Below are 13805 nucleotides of genomic sequence, written 5' to 3' on the forward strand. Positions count from 1 at the left end.
AAGGACTTGATTTTTTTACGAAAGTTAGATAATATGTACTTAAGTTAGAAATAACTAACTAAGAAGGGAGACGGAATGAGCAAAGAAGTATTTCAGTTGGTTGGAGAAATGGACCGCGAAGATTTGCAGACACAGCTTGCACTCCAGTGTGCACCGCTTTTAATGGGAATTAAAATGTCAAATCTTCTGATCGTACCAAACCGGAATGTGTTAGATGTCTATGAACTGTTCAAAGATACCTGTATCAGTGTGGAAATGATCTACATGTCAGAACAGAAGACAATGTTTTTACTCTACCGCAGGGAAGAACTGGATATTTATCTTGAGTCAGCAACGACGAAAGAGGTCATGGAACTTTTCGGATACCGGGGAATGACACCTGTTGAAATACGAAGAGAGCTGATTCACAGATATGAAAAATATGCGGAAGGAAACGGTATGTTCCCACATGAGATGGGCGTGCTGTTAGGATATCCGACAGAAGATGTTCTGGGATTTATTGAAAACCAGGGTAAAAATTATCTCTATGCGGGATACTGGAAAGTATATGGAAACCTCATGGAGACCAAAGCTCTTTTTGAAGAGTACAACAAAGCTAAGGAACATGTGATCACAATGGTATCACAGGGAATAGAAATAAGGAGGATTTTAAAATGAGCAAGATTACAGTAGCATACTGGTCAGGAACAGGTAACACAGAGGCAATGGCAGAGGCAGTAGGAGAAGGAATCAAAGCAGCAGGAAAAGAATGTGCGGTTGTTTCCATTTCAGATATCTCTGCATCTGATTTAGAGGGAGAGACATCTTTTGCACTCGGATGCCCGGCAATGGGAGCAGAAGTATTAGAAGAAGGCGAGATGGAGCCTTTCGTAGAAGAAGTAGAAAAATTTGCAAAAGGAAAAAATATTGCACTGTTCGGTTCTTACGGCTGGGGCGATGGTGAATGGATGCGTGAATGGGAATCCAGAATGTTAGATGCAGGCGCAAACGTATTAAACAGAGAAGGACTTATCTGCCATGAAACACCGGATGATGATGCATTAGAAGATTGCAGAAGTCTTGGAAAACAGTTGGCATCTTTATAAGGAGATGATTTTTAATGAGCGTAGTAATTGTCGGAGGCCATGACCGTATGGTACAGCAGTATAAGCAGGTCTGCAAAGCGCATCGCTGCAAAGCAAAGGTGTTTACAAAAAAAGCAGGCAATCTCGGAAACCAGATCGGAAGTCCGGATGCCATCATCATTTTTACAAATACCGTATCACATCAGATGGTAAAATCTGCAGTGACCGAAGCAGAAAAAGCAAATGCAGATGTGATCCGCTGTCATACGAGCAGTAAAAGTGCGTTAAACGATATTCTTGAAAAATTAAAATAAGTCAATACAAGTGATTAAATTTAATCATTCTCAAAAACGTATTTTTATGGTAGGATGGGTACATGGCAAAAGCTGTGAAGAGGAATAGTAACTGCCCATCATTTTTCCAGAAAGCTGTCGGGAGATGCGAGACAGCAAAATGCGGACGGTGAACTCGCCTTGAAGCTGCGGACTGAACAGGTCGGTAAAGCCTCGGTAACGAAGAACAGATTTTGTTACGGCTTAACAGACAGTAGGTTTCGCCGGAAGCCCACCGTTAAAAGGGAACGGCATGATAGTGTCAAAGAGAGCGTACTGGTCACAGTACGAAGTAGAGTGGTAACGCGAAAGAATAATCTTCCGTCTCTACACCGCGAGGTGTCGGGACGGATTTTTTGCTTTATAGGAAATTCCCATAAAGCAAAAGCCCTTCGGGCAGAATCGCACTGCGGCGGAAAGGAATTGTGTCGCAGATGCGACCCGCCGCAGGCGGAGAATCCTGCAAGCAGGATTCTTTCTTATAAAGATCAGGAGGATATCATCATGGAACATGTACAAAAATATGAAAGACAATACTTTATGCCACCGGTCTGCGAATATGACTGGGTCAAAAAAGATTACATCGATAAAGCACCGATCTGGTGTTCCGTCGATTTAAGAGACGGAAACCAGGCATTGATCGAGCCAATGAGCTTAGAAGAAAAACTGGAATTTTTCGAGATGTTAGTAAAGATCGGTTTCAAAGAGATCGAAGTCGGATTCCCGGCAGCGTCCGAGACCGAATATGATTTTATGCGGGCGCTGATCGACCGCAATATGATACCGGACGATGTGACCGTTCAGGTGTTGACACAGGCAAGAGAGCATATCATCCGTAAGACCTTCGAGGCAGTCAAAGGTGCACCGCATGCCGTAATACATCTGTACAACTCCACTTCCGTAGCACAGCGTGAGCAGGTATTTAAAAAGAGCAAAGAAGAAATCTTACAGATCGCAGTTGACGGAGCAAAACTCTTAAAGACACTTGCCGATGAGACCGAGGGTAATTTTTCCTTCCAGTACAGTCCGGAGAGTTTTCCGGGAACAGAAGTGGACTATGCAGTGGATGTCTGCAATGCCGTGTTAGATGTCTGGAAACCGGATGCAGCAAATAAAGCGATCATCAACATACCGACCACGGTAGAAAATGCAATGCCGCATGTCTTTGCCACACAGGTAGAATACATCAACAAACATCTGAAATATCGTGACGGAGTGATCCTCTGTCTGCATCCGCACAACGACCGCGGCTGCGGAGTCAGTGATGCAGAGCTTGGAATTCTTGCAGGAGCCGAGCGTATTGAGGGAACCCTGTTTGGAAACGGTGAGCGTACCGGAAACGTAGATATCATCACACTTGCCATGAACATGTTTTCACACGGAGTCGATCCGGGACTGGATTTCAGCAACATGACAAAGATCCGTGAGACCTATGAAAGATTGACCAGAATGCATGTAGACCCGCGTCAGCCGTATGCCGGAGATCTGGTATTTACTGCATTTTCCGGTTCCCATCAGGATGCGATCGCCAAAGGAATGGCTTGCTTAAAAGATAAAGAACATAACAAATGGACCGTTCCATATCTGCCGATCGACCCGATGGATGTCGGACGTACTTATGATGCAGATGTGATCCGTATCAACAGCCAGTCCGGAAAGGGCGGAGTCAACTACATCTTAAAACAGAACTTTGGAATCTCACTGCCTGAAAAAATGCGTGAGGAAGTCGGCTACGCAGTTAAACATGTTTCAGATGAAGAGCACAAAGAACTTTCACCACAGTGGGTATATGATATCTTTGAAGATCATTATGTAAACCACACACCATATTTCTGTATTTCCGAGTGCAGCTTTGCACAGGTAGACGGGATCATGGCAGAGGCAACGATCAACTGCGGAGACAAGAGTGCAGTGGTAGATGCAAACGGAAACGGACGTTTAGATGCAGTCAGCAATGCCATCAAGCAGTATTTTGGGATCAGCTATGAACTTTCCGTATACGAAGAACATGCACTTTCCCATGGTTCCTCCTCAAAGGCAGTTGCCTATGTAGGGATCACCTGTAATGGAAAATCCTACTGGGGCGCAGGAATGGACGAAGATATCATCAAAGCATCTATCCATGCACTGACCGTTGCAGTCAACAAACTGCCACAGATACAGTCCGATGAAAAATGCTTAGATGAGCGCCTGGTAGCAATGATGAATTATATGCAGACGAACTACCAGACCGTTACCTTAGAGGGAATGGCACAGCAGTTCCACCTGTCAACACCGTATATTTCCAAATATATTAAAGAAAAATCAGGAAAAACTTTTGGAGAACAGGTGATAGCGATCCGCATGAAACGTGCAAAGACACTTTTGAAAAACGGAAACATGACTGTAGAGAATATCTCCCATGCAGTCGGTTATCAGAATGTGGAGAATTTCAGCCGCCAGTTTAAAAAGAATTTTCAGATGACACCGGTGCAGTACCGCAACCAAAACCGTGTTTCTTAAACCTTTTTAAAGATTTTGTGATTTCATGGAAAAACCGAAAAAAATGTGTTAAATTAGGAACGGTAAAAATCCGAACAGAGGAGGAGTGAAATCATGGCAGGAAAAAGAAAGAAGAAAAAAGGTCTTATCGTACTCATCGTTGTATTAGTCATCTTAGTAGCAGCAATCTGGGCAGGCAAAACGTTTGTCTATGACAAGGCAAAGGAAAAAGTAACGTCAGCCGTTGCCGAAAAGATGATAGAAGAACAGGTGCAGAATGACTCCACAGGCCAGTTGCAAAATGCACAGGATATTTATAATTCCATGAGCGAAGAGGATAAGCAGACGGTCAATGATATGATAGAGAGCAAGGTATCGCCACAGACCATTTCAGATGTCAGCAAATATGCAAAAGATCAGGACAAAGAAGGTCTGAAACAGTACGTCAAAGAGAAGTTTACCGAGAGCGAGATCCGGCAGATGAAAGACCTCTATAACAAATACAAATAGAGAAACAGAAATAAGTATCAAAGAAAAACATCAAAAAATATAAAAGAAAAATCCTCATAAAACAGAGAAATAAGATCAAACTGTTTTATGGGGATTTTTGTTATTTAGATCCTTGCATGGAAGATCAGAAATCCTTTCTGGATTCTAATGCCTCCCGGAAACTCGGATGACAGTTCTCATTTTTCATGATCTCTTTTCCACGTTCCATATTGCAGGTGATCCCGGCAAGTCTTGAGCAGTCAAAACCAATGCGGTCAGAAAAACGGGAATAGTAGATGTGGAACACAGGTTCTGTTCCGGCAAAGAATTCCGACCACGAACCGGTAGAAGCAATACATTTAAAAATCTTTGTTAAGCATTTGTCAATCTCATCACTCATATCCATGCCTTCCGCTTCTTTTGAAAAATGGTCAAAAAAGCAGGCAGCTAATTCAAATGCAATGGCAGAGGTATTTGCCTCCGATAAGGATTGCAGGATCGCAAGGCGCAAAGCCTCTAACTCCACAGCTTCTTCGGATTCATTTTTTGAGCGGTAATTTGTGACGCAGTCATTATCCACCCTGGCATAGATGTCGATCAGCTCATCAATGGAAAAAGTGCCCATGCCATAGGCACGGTTGAATACATCATCAAATCTGCCCTCGCGGTTAGCCTCTAATAATTCCTCAATAAATTCTTCATATCGTTCTGTATTATCTACAAATTCATCAAACATAAGAAACCTCCTTCGTACATAAAAAACATTATAAAGGAAACCGTACCTTTTTAAAAGATAGAATTTGCATATTGCATTTCGGAACGCATTTTTTTATACTGAAAGCAAGAGGTTTTGCACAAAGGAGAGAACGATGGAACAATTACAGGAAACCTATGAAGCAGGCGGATTTGTATTTCGGACAAAAAAAGAGGCAGAGCTTGCACAGCGTGAGATAGAAGGAACGAAATATCTGCGTCAAAAACTCGATATGGAGAATCCGAACGCAGTCTTTTCCATATATCAGAATCTGATCGAACAGGATTTATTTGAAACACCGGTCGGTTATTGCTTTTTAAAGGAACTCAGAGATTATCTGCTGATGATCCCGGCAATTTCAAATGAAGAGGTTTTAGCAATTCCCATCCGGTATCCGCAGACAGAGGAAGAAGAGAAAAAGCAGAAGAAAGAGCAGAAAAAAGAAGAACAGCGGAAAGAGCGGCAAAGAGAAAAAGAAAAGGCAAAAAATAAGAAAGAACAAAAAAAAGAGGGCAAGAATTATAAGGGACGCTGTCAGTTCTTTATGGTCACTTCACTGATCCTTTTGATCTCCGTTGTGTCTATGATGCTGTTAGCGGCAACATCCGACAATGTCAATATTTTAAACTATGAGAATAAACTGATCGATAAGTATTCTTCCTGGGAGCAGGAATTAGAAGAGAGAGAGCAGGCAGTCAAAGAGCAGGAACAGGCATTAGAGGAAAAATAGTACGATCAGCGGCTGTTTCACATTTTTAACATAATTCTTTTTTATAATAAATATACTACTTAGAATATCAGGAGGCAGGATCATGGAACGCTTAAAAATACTGGTTGTGGACGATGAGAGCCGCATGAGAAAACTGGTCAGGGATTTTTTGGTAAAAAAGGATTTTGAAGTATTAGAAGCCGGCGATGGCGAAGAAGCGCTGGATGTATTTTATAATGAAAAAAATATAGCACTGGTCATTTTAGATGTAATGATGCCAAAGATCAATGGCTGGGATGTGTGCAGGGAAATCCGTGAGAATTCCAAGGTGCCGATCATCATGTTAACGGCAAAAGGCGCAGAGAATGATGAACTGCTCGGATTTGAGTTGGGTGTGGACGAGTATATTTCAAAACCATTCAGCCCGAAAATATTAGTTGCAAGAGTGGAAGCCATTCTTCGCAGGGCAAATAAATACAGTGCAAACGATACAATCGAATTTGAAGGGATCGTTGTGGACAAGGCGGCACATCAGGTCACTGTGGACGGAAAACCGATCGAATTAAGCTATAAGGAATTTGAACTGCTGACCTATTTTGTGGAAAATGCAGGAATAGCGCTATCGAGAGAAAAGATTTTGAATAACGTATGGAACTATGACTATTTTGGAGATGCAAGAACGATCGATACCCATGTAAAAAAACTGAGAAGCAAGTTAGGCGACAAGGGCGAATATATCAAGACCGTCTGGGGTATGGGATACAAGCTCGAAGTATAAAGGCGGAAGCGGTATGAAGAAAAAATATTCAATTACGAGAAACATAGCATATACGATGATAGGGATGGTAACCGGCACAGTATTACTGTGCTGGTTTTTGAATAGCACCTTTTTGGAGTCTTTTTATACCGTCAATAAAGAAAATGCCTTATTAGAAGGTTTTCACACGATCGATAAAGCGGTCATCAACGACACTTTTGAAAGTGATGAATTCGACATTGCTTTTGAACGGATCTGCAGCAATGGAAACATCTCGATACTGGTGTTGAGTCCGGATGCACAGGTATTGCGTTCTTCGGCGGGCAATAGTGAAAAATTAAAAAATCAGTTCTATGGGGCATTATATGAAAGTTCCAATAAGCATGCATCCGAGGTCATCAAGACAACAGATAACTACATCATCGAAAAACAGCAGGACAGCCGGTTAGAAGCCGATTATCTGGTGCTGTGGGGGACTTTAGAAGACGGCAATCTGGTATTAATGCGTACCGCATTGGCAAGTATCAAAGAGAGCGTTATGATCGCCAATGAATTCTTAGCATATGTTGCGGTCATGGCAACGGTCTGCTGTGCCATTCTGGCAATCTTTGTCAGCCGTCGGATCACGGGACCGATCCTGCAGCTTACAAAAATCTCAAAAAGAATGGCAGAGCTGGATTTTGATGCAAAATATAAGCCGAACAAACGCCAGAATGAGGTGGATGAGTTAGGCGAACATATGAATATGCTGTCAGCCACGTTAGAGACTACTATTTCAGAATTAAAGAGTGCGAACAACGAACTGAAAAAAGACATAGAGAAAAAAGAAGAGATCGATCGGATGCGAAAAGAATTCCTATCCAATGTATCCCATGAATTAAAGACACCGTTAGCACTGATACAGGGATATGCGGAAGGACTTCAGGAGTGCATTAACGATGACGAAGAGAGCCGGGATTTTTATTGCGAAGTCATCATGGATGAAGCCGATAAGATGAATCAGATGGTAAAAAAACTCCTGACCCTGAACCAGTTAGAATTTGGTAATGACACCCTGACCATGGAACGGTTTGATCTGACTGAATTAGTCAAAGGTGTAGTAACATCTTCGGGAATCTTGTTAAAGCAAAAGGATATTACCGTGACGTATCCGGAGGAATCCGTCTATGTCTGGGCAGATGAATTTAAAGTCGAAGAAGTCATGACAAATTATTTGAGCAATGCGATCAACCATGCGGATTTTGAGAAGCACATAGAAGTCACCTATGAGAAAAAAGAGGACAGTGTCCGGGTCTGCGTATTCAATACAGGAAACCCGATCCCGGAGGAAGATCTGCCGAATATCTGGGACAAGTTTTACAAAGTGGATAAGGCAAGAACCAGAGAGTACGGGGGCAGTGGTATCGGGCTTTCCATCGTCAAAGCGATCATGGAGTCCCATCATCGGGAATGTGGAGCAAAGAACCGGGAAAACGGTGTGGAATTCTGGTTTGAATTGGACAGGGATTGTGCGAATAACAGTTGATAAATTGCGAAAAATCTGTTAACATCATAAGAAGAGAGATACGATTTTAAGGAGAGGATCATGGGACGGAAAAAAGGACTGGTTAGTATACTGCTCTGCGGAGTCATGCTATCGACTGCGGGATGTGGAACAAAGCCATATGATCTGTCAAGCGAAGAACAGGAGAAGGTTGCAGCCTATGCAGCACATGTTGTGACCAGATATAATGACAGACAGGATGAAGGACTTATCAAGATCCAGCAGGAGGATTTTTCAGAAGACACGGCGGATTCTAAGACAACGCAGACCGATACAAAGGACAAGCAGGAGACTTCGGGAGATTCTGCAAAGAATACAACAGCAGAGACAGAAAAGCCAAAAGCAGAGACAGTATCTTTGCGACAGGCATTAAAGTTAGAAGATGGGCTGGATGCGTCATTTGAAAATTATGATGTAACAGATTCCTATGTAGAGTCAGATTATTTTGCCATGAATGCAACAGCAGGCAAGACATTTCTGGTAGTACATGTTAACCTGAAAGCAACAGGAGGAGATATCGAATGTGATATGCTCAAAAAGAATCTGAAATACAGAGTGGTGATCAACGGTGACAAGACGGTTGCTGCGCAGACCAGCATTCTTTTGAATGATTTGGGAACCTATCAGGGAACGATCGCAGGAGGCAGCGCACAGGAATGTGTACTCCTGTTTGAAACAGAGAAACAGAATGTAGAAAATATTACTTCTTTACAGTTAAAAGTATCGGATGGAAGCACATCAACTGTTTCCGAATTGCAATGATTACAGAAATTACAAAAAAGAATGAGCTTTTTCGGAAAAAATCGTGCAAATTATCTGAATGTCTGATATAATGTGAATAAGTATAGTGAGCAACTCGAGAGGAGAACGGATATGGATACAAATATTCTATTAGAGAACGGAACAAATGAGTTGGAAGTGTTGGAATTTACACTGGGCAAGAATCATTATGGAATTAACGTTGCCAAAATCCGTGAGATTTTGTCATATCAGCCGGTCACACCGATTCCAAATGCAAATCCTAGTGTTGAAGGAATCTTTATGCCGCGTGATGTTATGATTACGGTTATTAATTTAAAGCATTGCTTAGGATTATCAGACAGTACGGTAACCGATGAAGGATTATTGATCATTACAAACTTTAATAAGTTAAATATTGCATTTCATGTAGATGAAGTAATCGGTATTCACAGAGTATCATGGGCAGATATCATCAAACCGGATTCTACCGTAAATGCAGAGAACGACGGAGTATCAACCGGTGTGATCAAATTAGAGGATAAGTTAGTCATTATCTTAGACTTCGAGAAGATTGTGACAGACATCAGTCCGGAGACAGGACTTAAGGTATCCGATATTGATAACTTAGGAGAAAGAGAGAGATGTGATTCTCCGATCCTGATCGCAGAAGATTCCCCATTACTGAGTAAACTGATCACAGACTGTCTGAAAAAATCAGGATATACCAATCTGATCGTTACCATGAACGGACAGGAAGCATGGGATAAGCTGACAGAATTCCAGAGAAACGGAACAGCATTAGAAGATGTACACTGTGTCATTACGGATATTGAGATGCCATTGATGGATGGACACCGTCTGACCAAGCTGATCAAAGAGGATGATGAGTTGAAGAAGATTCCGGTTGTTATCTTCTCATCCTTGGTAAATGAGGAAATGCGTAGAAAAGGCGAGGCATTAGGAGCCGATGCACAGTTAACAAAACCAGAGATAGGTCATTTAGTGGAAGCTATCGACCGTTTGATCGATCAGTCCAGATAGTAATTCAATAAAGTTAGAATGAAAAAGGGATGTGATGATTGTCACATCCCTTAATAAGTACAGTGAGGTGAAGTTCCAATGGCGAATACAGAAGATTATTTAGACAGCCTGCTCAATAGCATTAATAATACCAATATGTCAGGAAAAAAGTCGAAGTCATATTCAGGCAGCGACCCGTATGATAATGCCAGTGAAGCATTCCGGAAATTTGAGCGTGAACAGGAATACAAACGGGAACAGCGCAAAAAGAGGGAAGAGGAACAGCGTTTTTTACAGGAATTTGAAGGCGAGTTAGAACAGGAAGATGTGGATGATTTTCTGCGTCAGTTTGAATTAGAGTTAGCAGAGGAAGAAGAGAATGAAGCTAATGAGTCCGTCAATACACAGAGTTATGTAGATGAAAATGCAGGAAATATTGCAGACATGGTCAGCAATGCAGTCGAAAACAGCACCGCGGGCAGCAGTGCTACAAGTGAACAGACTGTATCGGGTGACACACAGGCAGCAGCATCGGCGGATAATGCAGAGTTTTTTGAAAACTTAGAAGAGATTGTATCCGATGCATCTGCAAATGATACCGATCAGGGCACACCACAGGGAACTTCTAAACAGGGAGAGATGTCAGGCGTTTCTGATGAGGGAGCAGCACAGGAAGCACAGAGTTCAGAGCCGGAGTATGCCGAAGAGGAGCCGATCGGAGAACTTGACAGTGCAAATGCTGATCTGTTAGAGCTTTTAAATGGGGTAGAGGGTGATGCAGACCTTTCCGAGATCGGAGACCTCTTAAATGCAGACTCTAATGATATTACATTACAGGAAACCGGAGCGGCATATGATGAAGGTGTAAAAGCAGCCTCTTCGGGCAGTGCAGCCACAGGTACGAAAGAAAAAGCGGATGACGAAAAGAAAAAGCCTAAGAAAAAGAAAGGTTTCTTTGCAAAGTTAGCAGCAACGTTGTTCGGAGAAGAAGAATCCACAGATGTAGAGCATGTAGAGGTTCCGGAAAGTCAGGATTTAGAGAATATCTCCGATGAAAATCTTCAGATTCTGAAAGAATTAGAGGCCGCAGAGCAGGCAGGAGCTGCAAAAGAGGATAAGAAACAGGCGAAAAAGGACAAGAAGAAAGCCAAGAAAGAGAAGAAAGAAAAAGAGCCAAAGGAAAAGAAACCAAGAAAGAAGCGGGAAAAGAAGGTGAAGGAGCCAAAACCGGAAGAGCCGGACAATACGCCTCCACTTCCGAAAAAGCCGGTCATTTTAATCTTTTTAATGGCATTTTCAATTCTTGCATTAGTCCTTTTGATGATGAAACTGAGTGGAAAGAATTCTTACATAGACACCGCAAAACAGGCGATGGACAATGGCGAATATGTGGAAGCATATGAACAGCTGAGCGGACTGAATTTAAAGGGAAATGATCAGAAACTCTATAAAGAGGTGTCCACGATGGCAGCCGTGCAGGAACAGTATCAGGCATACCTTACCCTGATGGGAGCAGATAAGTATGATCTCGCACTGGATGCGTTAGTCAGAGGTATCGGACGCTATGACAAGGGACTTGATAATGCTAAGAAATACGGTAGAGAGGGTGAGATGAACCACCTGAAAGATCAGTTAGAAGAGGCTCTTGACCAGCAGTTTGGAATGAGCACGGACGATGCACGAAAGCTCTATAAGATCAAAGACCGTGAAGAATACAGCAAAGAGATTCAAAAGATCATCCAGAAAATGAATTTAGGACAGGAAGAGAAATGATAGCAATCATAGACTACGATGCAGGTAATTTAAAGAGTGTGGAAAAGGCATTGGCAGCAGTGGGACAGGAGAGTGTGATCACAAGAGATTTTCAGACGATCCTGTCGGCAGATAAGGTCATCCTTCCGGGAGTCGGAGCCTTTTCGGATGCCATGCATAATCTGAAAAAATATGACTTGGATCAGGTGATCCGCGAAGTGGCAGAAAAAAAGATACCGTTACTCGGTATCTGCCTCGGACTCCAGCTTTTATTTGAAGAGAGTGAGGAAAGTCCGGGTGTAGAAGGACTTCACCTTTTAGATGGAAAAATCCTTCGGATACCGGATAAGGAAGGTTTGAAGATTCCGCATATCGGTTGGAATTCCCTGAATTTACAGAATCAGGGCAGGCTTTTTGAAGGGATCGAACAGCAGCCATATGTCTATTTTGTACATTCCTATTATTTAAAAGCAGCAGAGCCTGATATTGTAAAAGCAACAACGGAGTACAGTACCATGATTGATGCTTCCGTAGAAAAAGACAATATTTTTGCATGTCAGTTCCATCCCGAAAAGAGCAGTACGGTAGGACTTAAGATGCTTAAAAATTTTGCAAATCTGCAGGGAGGTCAGGACTGATGTTTACGAAGAGGATCATTCCCTGCTTGGATGTAAATAACGGAAGAGTTGTAAAGGGAATCAATTTTGTTAATTTAAGAGATGCCGGAGATCCGGTTGAGGTTGCGGCGGCTTATGATAAAGCCGGAGCAGATGAAGTGGTATTTTTAGATATTACGGCAACTTCAGATGCGAGAGAGACCGTTGTGGACATGGTCCGCAAGGTTGCAGAAAAAGTATTTATACCATTTACGGTAGGCGGCGGTATTCGTACCGTGGAAGATTTTAAGGTGCTTTTGCGGGAAGGTGCGGATAAAATTTCCATCAATTCTTCTGCGATCAACAATCCGCGGCTGATCAGTGATGCGGCAGATAAATTCGGCAGCCAGTGCGTGGTAGTAGCAATTGATGCCGGAAAAAGAGCCGACGGTTCCGGCTGGAATATCTATAAAAACGGCGGAAGGATCGATGTCGGCATGGATGCCGTGGAATGGGCAATGCAGGCAGATCGGTTAGGAGCCGGTGAGATTCTTTTAACCAGTATGGACTGTGACGGAACAAAAGCAGGCTATGACATCGAATTGACACGTCAGATTGCAGAAAATGTTTCGATTCCGGTCATTGCATCGGGTGGTGCGGGAACCAAAGAACATTTTTATGAGGCACTGACAGACGGAAAAGCAGATGCAGCACTTGCCGCTTCTCTTTTCCATTATAAAGAATTAGAGATTATGGATTTAAAAAATTATTTAGCAGATAAAGGTATACCGGTGAGGAGATAATGCTATGGCAATGATCACGAATGACTGGCTGCCTGCTTTGCAGGAGGAGTTTAAAAAGCCATATTATAAAGAGTTGTACCAATTTGTACAAAAAGAATACAGTACCGCAGTGGTATATCCTCCGGCGGATGATATTTTCAATGCACTTCATCTGACACCGTTAAAAGATGTCAAGGTGCTGATTTTAGGGCAGGACCCATATCATAACGTGGGGCAGGCACATGGATTGTGCTTTTCGGTAAAACCGGACGTGGACATTCCGCCTTCTTTAGAGAACATCTATAAAGAATTGCAGGAGGATTTAGGATGTTATATCCCGGATAACGGTTATCTGGTCAAATGGGCAGAACAGGGAGTATTGATGCTCAATACGGTATTGACAGTGCGGGCGCATCAGGCAAATTCTCATCAGGGAAGAGGCTGGGAGCAGTTTACGGATGCGATCATCCATGCCGTGAATGCACAGGACCGTCCGATCGTCTACATGCTTTGGGGCAGACCTGCACAGAGCAAGATACCGATGTTGACCAATCCAAAGCATCTGATCTTAAAAGCACCGCATCCAAGTCCATTGTCGGCATACCGTGGATTTTTTGGCTGTAAACATTTCAGTCAGGCAAATGAGTTCTTAAAAGAGCATGGGATCGAACCGATCGACTGGCAGATTGAGAACAAAAAGCAGGAAAAATAAAGATATTTACTTGTAAATATTAACAATCAGGGCTATAATGACGATATAGAGAATAGGAAGACTAGGTAGAACA

15 protein-coding genes and 1 other annotated feature are annotated in these 13805 nt (G+C 42.6%); of the genes, 14 read left to right on the forward strand and 1 reads right to left on the reverse strand.

Going from position 1 to position 13805, the window contains the following annotated elements; all coding sequences use genetic code 11:
• Window positions 1-75 precede the first annotated feature (75 nt).
• From WMO43_RS00115 to WMO43_RS00135, 5 genes are all read left to right on the forward strand, one after another.
• Window positions 76-657 carry a DUF3793 family protein gene (locus tag WMO43_RS00115; protein WP_353529272.1) on the forward strand — a complete coding sequence of 194 codons (582 nt, stop codon included), beginning with the start codon at window positions 76-78 and terminating at the stop codon, window positions 655-657.
• Entirely contained in the window at window positions 654-1085 is a 432-nt protein-coding gene (locus WMO43_RS00120; protein ID WP_177962826.1) for a flavodoxin, read from the forward strand. Before WMO43_RS00115 ends, WMO43_RS00120 begins: the two co-directional genes overlap by 4 nt.
• A gap of 14 nt (window positions 1086-1099) precedes the next feature.
• On the forward strand, window positions 1100-1378 hold the full coding sequence (locus WMO43_RS00125; RefSeq protein WP_177962825.1) for a DUF2325 domain-containing protein: 279 nt from the start codon (window positions 1100-1102) through the stop codon (window positions 1376-1378).
• A gap of 65 nt (window positions 1379-1443) precedes the next feature.
• Window positions 1444-1728, forward strand: a binding site (T-box leader).
• A gap of 172 nt (window positions 1729-1900) precedes the next feature.
• Complete coding sequence (locus WMO43_RS00130) at window positions 1901-3898, forward strand: 2-isopropylmalate synthase (protein WP_353529273.1); 1998 nt, start codon at window positions 1901-1903, stop codon at window positions 3896-3898.
• Window positions 3899-3991: 93 nt separating this feature from the next.
• Complete coding sequence (locus WMO43_RS00135; protein ID WP_177962823.1) at window positions 3992-4387, forward strand: hypothetical protein; 396 nt, start codon at window positions 3992-3994, stop codon at window positions 4385-4387.
• Between the two features lie 124 nt (window positions 4388-4511).
• On the opposite strand, the gene WMO43_RS00140 is transcribed toward WMO43_RS00135, so the two are convergent.
• On the reverse strand, window positions 4512-5102 hold the full coding sequence (locus tag WMO43_RS00140) for a hypothetical protein (protein WP_177962822.1): 591 nt from the start codon (window positions 5100-5102) through the stop codon (window positions 4512-4514).
• 133 nt (window positions 5103-5235) lie between these two features.
• Here WMO43_RS00140 and WMO43_RS00145 point away from each other — a divergent pair, with 133 nt between their 5' ends.
• The 9 genes from WMO43_RS00145 (at window position 5236) to WMO43_RS00185 (ending at window position 13732) form a co-directional block, all read left to right on the forward strand.
• Entirely contained in the window at window positions 5236-5850 is a 615-nt protein-coding gene (locus tag WMO43_RS00145) for a hypothetical protein (protein ID WP_353529274.1), read from the forward strand.
• 82 nt (window positions 5851-5932) lie between these two features.
• On the forward strand, window positions 5933-6607 hold the full coding sequence (locus tag WMO43_RS00150) for a response regulator transcription factor (protein ID WP_177962820.1): 675 nt from the start codon (window positions 5933-5935) through the stop codon (window positions 6605-6607).
• A gap of 13 nt (window positions 6608-6620) precedes the next feature.
• Window positions 6621-8111 (forward strand): sensor histidine kinase, encoded by a 1491-nt coding sequence (locus tag WMO43_RS00155; RefSeq protein WP_353529275.1) that lies wholly within the window; start codon window positions 6621-6623, stop codon window positions 8109-8111.
• Between the two features lie 60 nt (window positions 8112-8171).
• Window positions 8172-8891 (forward strand): hypothetical protein, encoded by a 720-nt coding sequence (locus tag WMO43_RS00160; protein WP_177962818.1) that lies wholly within the window; start codon window positions 8172-8174, stop codon window positions 8889-8891.
• A gap of 111 nt (window positions 8892-9002) precedes the next feature.
• The gene (locus WMO43_RS00165) at window positions 9003-9911 is read left to right on the forward strand and encodes a chemotaxis protein (protein ID WP_177962817.1); all 909 of its coding nucleotides are present in this window, start codon (window positions 9003-9005) and stop codon (window positions 9909-9911) included.
• 78 nt (window positions 9912-9989) lie between these two features.
• Window positions 9990-11663, forward strand: a complete 1674-nt coding sequence (locus WMO43_RS00170) for a hypothetical protein (RefSeq protein ID WP_353529276.1) — start codon at window positions 9990-9992, stop codon at window positions 11661-11663.
• Entirely contained in the window at window positions 11660-12280 is a 621-nt protein-coding gene (hisH, locus tag WMO43_RS00175; RefSeq protein WP_353529277.1) for an imidazole glycerol phosphate synthase subunit HisH, read from the forward strand. Before WMO43_RS00170 ends, hisH begins: the two co-directional genes overlap by 4 nt.
• A complete protein-coding gene (gene hisF / locus WMO43_RS00180; RefSeq protein ID WP_177962814.1) occupies window positions 12280-13041 on the forward strand; it encodes an imidazole glycerol phosphate synthase subunit HisF in 762 nt (253 codons plus the stop codon). The genes hisH and hisF overlap by 1 nt, the downstream gene beginning before the upstream one ends.
• A 4-nt stretch (window positions 13042-13045) precedes the next feature.
• Window positions 13046-13732 (forward strand): uracil-DNA glycosylase, encoded by a 687-nt coding sequence (locus tag WMO43_RS00185; RefSeq protein ID WP_177962813.1) that lies wholly within the window; start codon window positions 13046-13048, stop codon window positions 13730-13732.
• The last annotated feature ends 73 nt before the right edge of the window (window positions 13733-13805 follow it).

The organism is Maccoyibacter intestinihominis, assembly GCF_040096355.1.
Classification (GTDB): domain Bacteria; phylum Bacillota; class Clostridia; order Lachnospirales; family Lachnospiraceae; genus Maccoyibacter; species Maccoyibacter intestinihominis.

What these genes read in the sequence shown, in the direction of transcription:
- hisF (WP_177962814.1), top strand. Translation starts at nt 12,280, where the DNA reads ATGTTTACGAAGAGGATCATTCCCTGCTTGGATGTAAATAACGGAAGA.
- hisH (WP_353529277.1), top strand. Translation starts at nt 11,660, where the DNA reads ATGATAGCAATCATAGACTACGATGCAGGTAATTTAAAGAGTGTGGAA.
- WMO43_RS00145 (WP_353529274.1), top strand. Translation starts at nt 5,236, where the DNA reads ATGGAACAATTACAGGAAACCTATGAAGCAGGCGGATTTGTATTTCGG.
- WMO43_RS00135 (WP_177962823.1), top strand. Translation starts at nt 3,992, where the DNA reads ATGGCAGGAAAAAGAAAGAAGAAAAAAGGTCTTATCGTACTCATCGTT.
- WMO43_RS00155 (WP_353529275.1), top strand. Translation starts at nt 6,621, where the DNA reads ATGAAGAAAAAATATTCAATTACGAGAAACATAGCATATACGATGATA.
- WMO43_RS00160 (WP_177962818.1), top strand. Translation starts at nt 8,172, where the DNA reads ATGGGACGGAAAAAAGGACTGGTTAGTATACTGCTCTGCGGAGTCATG.
- WMO43_RS00125 (WP_177962825.1), top strand. Translation starts at nt 1,100, where the DNA reads ATGAGCGTAGTAATTGTCGGAGGCCATGACCGTATGGTACAGCAGTAT.
- WMO43_RS00120 (WP_177962826.1), top strand. Translation starts at nt 654, where the DNA reads ATGAGCAAGATTACAGTAGCATACTGGTCAGGAACAGGTAACACAGAG.
- WMO43_RS00185 (WP_177962813.1), top strand. Translation starts at nt 13,046, where the DNA reads ATGGCAATGATCACGAATGACTGGCTGCCTGCTTTGCAGGAGGAGTTT.
- WMO43_RS00170 (WP_353529276.1), top strand. Translation starts at nt 9,990, where the DNA reads ATGGCGAATACAGAAGATTATTTAGACAGCCTGCTCAATAGCATTAAT.
- WMO43_RS00140 (WP_177962822.1), bottom strand. Translation starts at nt 5,102, where the DNA reads ATGTTTGATGAATTTGTAGATAATACAGAACGATATGAAGAATTTATT.
- WMO43_RS00150 (WP_177962820.1), top strand. Translation starts at nt 5,933, where the DNA reads ATGGAACGCTTAAAAATACTGGTTGTGGACGATGAGAGCCGCATGAGA.
- WMO43_RS00115 (WP_353529272.1), top strand. Translation starts at nt 76, where the DNA reads ATGAGCAAAGAAGTATTTCAGTTGGTTGGAGAAATGGACCGCGAAGAT.
- WMO43_RS00165 (WP_177962817.1), top strand. Translation starts at nt 9,003, where the DNA reads ATGGATACAAATATTCTATTAGAGAACGGAACAAATGAGTTGGAAGTG.
- WMO43_RS00130 (WP_353529273.1), top strand. Translation starts at nt 1,901, where the DNA reads ATGGAACATGTACAAAAATATGAAAGACAATACTTTATGCCACCGGTC.